The following is a 5,551-nucleotide window of genomic DNA, read 5'->3' on the forward strand; positions in this document are numbered from 1 at the left end:
GGCGTTGCTGATTTAAAACATGAAAGAATTTTGGACTAATCTTCTTTGCTTCTTTCTTTGCGTCTTTGCGCCTTTGCGCGAAACGAATTCATATCTGGATTCAGCAACGCCAGAAATTATTTATTAACTTGTCAAATCCTTATGGGTAAAAGACCTCGCATCTTCACCAGTATAAGTTGCGGCAATATGGCCATTCCCCGTTACCTGATACTTGTAGGTAACTAGGCCCTCCAATCCAACTGGCCCCCGAGGTGGCATTTGTTGAGTGCTAATACCCACTTCCGCACCAAACCCATAACGAAAACCATCGGCAAAACGAGTCGAACAATTGTGATACACCCCAGCTGCATCCACCTGATTCTGAAAAATCTCCGCAGCCTGGGCATCCTCGGTTGCGATCGCATCGGTATGTTTCGAACCATAATTATTAATATGGGCGATCGCGCGATCTAAAGAATCCACAATCTTGATCGCTAAAACCAAATCACTATATTCGGTCCTCCAATCCTCTTCTGTTACCGGATTCACAGGGATAATTTCGCTGGTCGCCAAGTCACCGCGCAACTCGACATTTGGCATGGCTGCCACAATTTTGGGTAAAACCTGACGGGCAATATCCTGATGAACCAATAAAGTCTCGATCGCATTACAAGCCGCAGGATAATGAGTCTTAGCATCCACGGTAATCGTCACCGCCTTTTCTAGATCGGCAGCTTTATCTATATATAGATGACAAATACCATCAGCATGACCCAACACAGGAATCCGAGTATTATCTTGAACATACTTCACAAAAGAATTAGAACCCCTGGGAATAATTAAATCCACATATTGATCCAATTCTAATAATTGTTTAATCTCTTCTCTGGTCGTTAATAGTTGCACCGCATCAGGATCTATTTTGGTTGTTACCAATGCCTCGTGAATTACTTTGACCAAAGCCCGACAAGAATTAATAGCTTCCTTGCCACCTTTGAGAATTACGCCATTGCCCGATTTAATCGCCAAACTAGTAATTTGAATCAAAGCCTCTGGTCGTGCCTCAAAAATAATGCCCAATACGCCCAAAGGACAGCTCACCCGCTTGAGCACCAATCCTTGATCCAATTCGCGATGAATTTGCACTGTGCCCACAGGGTCGGCTAACTGAGCTAGATCTCTAATTCCTGCGATCGCGCTCTTGAGCTTGCTTTCACCCAATTTCAATCTGGCATAGAGTGCCGGGGAAATACCCTCTTTTTCCGCTGCTTGGCAATCAGCAATATTCGCCGCCATAATCTCTGGTGCAGCGTTAGTTAAGGCTTTGGCGATCGCATCTAAAGCATCATTGCGATCGTTTGCCGTCAACACAGCAAGCTTACCTGCCGCTTGGCGAGTTTTTCGAGCGATTTCTCCTAGAGAATCAGAAGCAATATCAAAGGCAACCATAATCTTTGTCGGCACAATTTAGTATTGCCCATTTTAACGAATTACCGCTCCCAAGAGAAATTGTCTCAAGATATTTAACCCCAGGGAAAATGACAACAGGTAAAAATCAAGTTTGCTATAGTGGGTCTTTAATTACTGCTCACTCTTAAAATAATAATAGTCATGAATCGTCAATTATTAACTGTTTTAGGTTGTTCCAGTTCCCTCGCCTTAACGCTACTCTCTACTAATCCAGCTGAGGCCAATAGTTCTTCTGAATATGTTTTTACAGCGCCAATTGCTGATACTAACTTTCCAGAAATTCCGGCTAGTAGCGAAGACTATCCTTTCTTTGACTGTAGCTGTAGTGAATATGATCCAGCCATGAAAGCATTACAAGATCGTGAAGGAGAAAAAGCAATTAGTCTCTATGGTTGTGATTGTGCAGGTTGTCGCAGATTGGCTCGTAACTTAGGAGATGAATTGAGCTCGAATTAAGGAAAGATCAGGAAAGAGGGCTTAACCCTTCCTTCTGCCATCTGCCATCTGTCTTGGTGCGCTTTCCCTAGCGCCTTGCAAAGGCGCGGGGTCGCACCGCTGCCCTCCGCCCTCATTTAATTATCTTGATCAATCTATGACTCTACTGGAAATAAGCAACCTCAGAGTGGCCTATCCCCATCAATCGCAAGCCGAAATTATCTGGGCAGTGGATGATGTCTCCTTTACCCTAAACCCTGGGGAAAGAATGGGATTAGTCGGAGAGTCGGGATGCGGCAAATCCACTCTGGGGAGAAGTATTATGAAATTACTCCCAGAAGGCAGTCAGGTAGAAGGAATTATTGATTTTCAGGGTAAATCTATTGCCGAATTGGCTCAAGAAGAATTACGCCAATTTCGTGGTGAAGTCGTGGCGTTAGTGTTTCAAGACCCCATGACCCGCCTCGATCCTCTGATGACCATTGGAGATCATTGCTTAGAAACCCTCAAAGCTCATCAACCAGAATTATCTCGTCAAGCAGCCAAACAAAAAGCAGTAGAAGCTCTGGATTCGGTGAGAATTCCTGCTAATCGTTGGGGGCAATATCCCCATGAATTTAGTGGCGGCATGAGACAAAGAGTTGCGATCGCCTTAGCCTTGCTACTTAATCCTAAGATGATTGTGGCAGATGAACCGACTACTAGTTTAGATGTTACAGTTTCAGCCGAGATCTTAGAAGAGCTGACTCGTTTATGTAGTGAACGAGATATGGCTTTGTTATTAATTTCCCATGATTTGGCAATGGTCGGGGAATATTGCGATCGCATTGGGGTCATGTATCAAGGCAAGATGGTCGAATCAGGGCCGGTCAAGTCAATTCTCTATCATCCCCAGCATGAATATACCCAATCCCTTCTACAAGCTGCTTTAAAAATCCAAGCGGTCACCGCCAAGGATCATCAAACTCAGCAAGCACCGATCCTACAAGTTAAAGAACTTCAGCAGCATTTTACGTTAGAGAGTAATTTAATCAAACAATTATTTGGCGGAAAAAAATCCGTCATTAAAGCGGTAGACGGCATCAATTTTGAGCTCCATGAAGGGGAAACCCTGGGACTAGTAGGAGAATCAGGTTGCGGTAAAAGTACGCTTTCTCGCACAATTTTGCAATTATTAAAACCGACTTCGGGAACAGTGAAATTTTTGGGCAAAGATCTAACTCAGCTACCTGTTCACCAATTGCGGGAAATGCGCCGTCAGATTCAAATGATCTTTCAAGATCCCCATGCCTGTCTCAATCCGCTGATGAGCGTAGGCGAAAGTATTGCCGATCCGCTATTAATTCATAAAGTTGCTAGTCCTTCAGAAGCCAAGAAGCAAGTAGTAACTATGTTAGAAAAAGTTGGTTTGACTCCTACATCCGACTATTATCATCGTTATCCCGCAGAATTATCGGGAGGGCAACAACAGAGAGTTGCGATCGCCAGAGCCTTGATTACGAATCCTCAGCTAGTAATCTGTGATGAACCAGTGAGTATGTTAGATGCGACAGTACAAACCCAGGTTCTAGAATTAATGCTAGCGCTTAAAGCAGAATTTCAATTAACTTATCTTTTTATCACCCATGACCTTTGGGTTGCCCGCTTTTTCTGCGATCGCATTGCCGTGATGAATGGCGGTAAAATCGTTGAAATAGGAACAACTAAGCAAATTTTCGATCACCCGAACCATCCCTATACTCAGAAGTTACTTTCCGCTGCTCCGTTATTGGTCAGTTGAGTAGCAAGATAAGATGAAAGATTTAGAACTAAAAGAATTAGCCGCAAAACTCAGAAAGTCATTAGGCATTGTTCACAAACAAGATATTCAAATCCCCAGTCAGATTTTAGGCTTAACAAAGGATAGCACGATCGCCTTTGGTGATGATTGTGCCGCAATTCCCGACAGTGATGGTTATTTACTTTTGGCCGCAGAAGGAATCTGGGATGTTTTAGTAGCAAGCGATCCTTGGTTTGCTGGCTGGTGTGCCGTAATGGTAAATGTGAGCGATATTGCGGCCATGGGAGGCAGAGCGATCGCTGTTGTCGATACAATTTGGACTGAGGATCGGGAGAAGGCCACACCATTGCTAGACGGGATGAAAGCCGCAGCTCAAGCTTTCAAGGTTCCAATTGTCGGTGGACATACCAATTTAAAATCAGCTTATAATGCCTTGTCTGTCGCTATTTTAGGGCGAGCCCAGAAACTCATTAGTAGTTTTACTGCCCAACCTGGGGATTTGCTAATAGTCGCGATCGATCTTCAGGGCACAATGCACCCGCAATTTCCTTTTTGGAACGCCGCAACCCAAGCCGATCCTCTGCGATTACAACAAAACCTGCAAATTTTGCCTTATTTAGCAGAAAACGGTCTTTGCTATGCAGGTAAGGATATTAGTATGGGAGGCATTGTCGGCACCTTATTAATGTTAATTGAGGCTTCTCATTGTGGTGCCATTCTAGATTTAGATCAGGTTTTTTGTCCTCCAGATATTTGCGAAGAGACTTGGTTGTCATGTTTTCCCAGTTATGGTTTTTTACTAAGTATTCGTCCAGAACATATAGATACAGTACAAGAAAAATTCGCACAACAAAATATTACTTGTGCCGTCGTGGGGGAAATGACTCAGGGCTCTGAATTGATATTGCAATCACAGGGAAAAACTCATCTTTTTTGGAATTGGCAACTAAATAAGTTAATAGGATAATTTTAAGAGGGCAACAAACATGACAACATCCGAAAACAAACAGCTTAATTTAGAGAAAACTGTTCAGGACAAGGAAGATCTTGGGAAGTTTCACCATTATTTCAGCGGATGGATGGCAATGTATGCACCTATCCCTGTTGTTCAACAGTATCTTGATACCCATCAAGAATGGTTTCGGCGCTGTGCTCGACCCATGAAAGTCGAAGCATTGGGAGATATGGGTTATACCCTGGGCGTAGGTCGTTATGGTGCCTTTGGTTTTTATGTCGATCCCAAGATTGGTCTAGAACTGGTGCCCCAAAACTATGGAGTCTATCGGATTGAAACAGTACCCATTCCTGGACCTGCACCAACTCTTTATTCAGTTGATTTTAAGGCTTTACTCTCGCTCTTGGAGATCCCTCAAACTGACGAAAGCGGAGAAATTACAATAGATGGAGTGCCCAATGTTGCATGTCATCTAACCTGGGAATTAGATTTAGGCGTTTGGCTTAACTTACCTGGCTTTATTCAGAAATTGCCCACCAATTTAATTCGGACGACAGGCGATCGTATTCTAGTGCAGGTCTTACGACAGGTATCACAACGACTGACTCGTACCGTTCAAGAAGATTTTCATCGAGCACTCGAAATCCCATTCCCGCCACAATTGCCAAAAGGTCAGAAGTTATCGGGGTTGCGGGTCTTGTCGGATTATTGTGCGGAAGTAATAAGTAATGAGTAATAAGTAATAAGTCTTGATACATCAGCACTTCGTTGATAGATAGCTTATTTACGCCCGCGTCCACTAGGGAAAAGCCTATTACTTCGTTGTTCAACTTGGGAAATATAATCAAAAGGAAAATTCGTCGTTGCTTTCTGTCTTTAGTGTTTCAGTCCCGTACTTGGGATTATAAGGTTTGCGACACTTGTTTTCAGGT

5 protein-coding genes are annotated in these 5,551 nt (G+C 43.5%); 4 read left to right on the top strand and 1 reads right to left on the bottom strand.

The window, feature by feature from the left end; genetic code table 11:
- Positions 1–123: 123 nt before the first annotated feature.
- Positions 124–1,428, bottom strand: a complete 1,305-nt coding sequence (gene proA / locus XEN7305_RS07145; protein ID WP_006508707.1) for a glutamate-5-semialdehyde dehydrogenase — start codon at positions 1,426–1,428, stop codon at positions 124–126.
- 162 nt (positions 1,429–1,590) lie between these two features.
- Here proA and XEN7305_RS07150 point away from each other — a divergent pair, with 162 nt between their 5' ends.
- The 4 genes from XEN7305_RS07150 to XEN7305_RS07165 all read left to right on the top strand — a co-directional run bounded on the left by XEN7305_RS07150 (position 1,591) and on the right by XEN7305_RS07165 (position 5,355).
- Entirely contained in the window at positions 1,591–1,905 is a 315-nt protein-coding gene (locus XEN7305_RS07150; protein ID WP_006508708.1) for a hypothetical protein, read from the top strand.
- A gap of 136 nt (positions 1,906–2,041) precedes the next feature.
- Entirely contained in the window at positions 2,042–3,664 is a 1,623-nt protein-coding gene (locus tag XEN7305_RS07155; RefSeq protein WP_006508709.1) for an ABC transporter ATP-binding protein, read from the top strand.
- 13 nt (positions 3,665–3,677) lie between these two features.
- The gene (locus XEN7305_RS07160; protein ID WP_006508710.1) at positions 3,678–4,631 is read left to right on the top strand and encodes a sll0787 family AIR synthase-like protein; all 954 of its coding nucleotides are present in this window, start codon (positions 3,678–3,680) and stop codon (positions 4,629–4,631) included.
- 19 nt (positions 4,632–4,650) lie between these two features.
- Positions 4,651–5,355, top strand: a complete 705-nt coding sequence (locus XEN7305_RS07165) for a DUF1997 domain-containing protein (protein WP_006508711.1) — start codon at positions 4,651–4,653, stop codon at positions 5,353–5,355.
- The last annotated feature ends 196 nt before the right edge of the window (positions 5,356–5,551 follow it).

The organism is Xenococcus sp. PCC 7305 (genome assembly GCF_000332055.1).
GTDB lineage: Bacteria > Cyanobacteriota > Cyanobacteriia > Cyanobacteriales > Xenococcaceae > Xenococcus.

Bases quoted from the DNA above. Each gene is read 5' to 3' on its own strand.
- XEN7305_RS07160 (WP_006508710.1), top strand. From the start codon at position 3,678: ATGAAAGATTTAGAACTAAAAGAATTAGCCGCAAAACTCAGAAAGTCA.
- XEN7305_RS07165 (WP_006508711.1), top strand. From the start codon at position 4,651: ATGACAACATCCGAAAACAAACAGCTTAATTTAGAGAAAACTGTTCAG.
- XEN7305_RS07155 (WP_006508709.1), top strand. From the start codon at position 2,042: ATGACTCTACTGGAAATAAGCAACCTCAGAGTGGCCTATCCCCATCAA.
- proA (WP_006508707.1), bottom strand. From the start codon at position 1,428: ATGGTTGCCTTTGATATTGCTTCTGATTCTCTAGGAGAAATCGCTCGA.
- XEN7305_RS07150 (WP_006508708.1), top strand. From the start codon at position 1,591: ATGAATCGTCAATTATTAACTGTTTTAGGTTGTTCCAGTTCCCTCGCC.